Raw genomic sequence first — 258 nt, 5'->3', positions numbered from 1 at the left:
AGGTTGCGCTCTACCAACTGAGCTATTCCCGCGTCGCATAGGTACTGCTTGATACTGCTTTATTTATTCATCATGCCGCATCGCGACATTGTTGAATTTGGAGCGGGAAACGAGACTCGAACTCGCGACCCCGACCTTGGCAAGGTCGTGCTCTACCAACTGAGCTATTCCCGCATTGAGATGCTTTTGGCATCCGGTCACCAAACACTGGCGTGACCTTTGAATTTTTGGAGCGGGAAACGAGGCTCGAACTCGCGA

General features: G+C 51.9%; 3 tRNA genes (2 of these 3 only partly in view). All 3 read right to left on the bottom strand.

What is annotated here, in order from left to right:
- Nucleotides 1–32 (bottom strand) — tRNA-OTHER (locus tag HMPREF3138_RS13675); it reaches 51 nt to the left of the window's first position.
- A 66-nt stretch (nt 33–98) separates the two neighbouring features.
- Nucleotides 99–174: transfer RNA gene (locus HMPREF3138_RS13670), tRNA-Gly, on the bottom strand.
- Nucleotides 175–228: 54 nt separating this feature from the next.
- A tRNA-OTHER gene (locus HMPREF3138_RS13665) sits at nt 229–258 on the bottom strand (it continues 52 nt past the right edge of the window).

The sequence above is a fragment of the Serratia sp. HMSC15F11 genome (genome assembly GCF_001808215.1).
Taxonomy (GTDB): Bacteria; Pseudomonadota; Gammaproteobacteria; order Enterobacterales; family Enterobacteriaceae; genus Serratia; species Serratia nevei.
The sequence above is the reverse complement of the archived record's forward strand: the minus strand, read 5'-3'. Positions and strand labels throughout refer to the sequence as shown.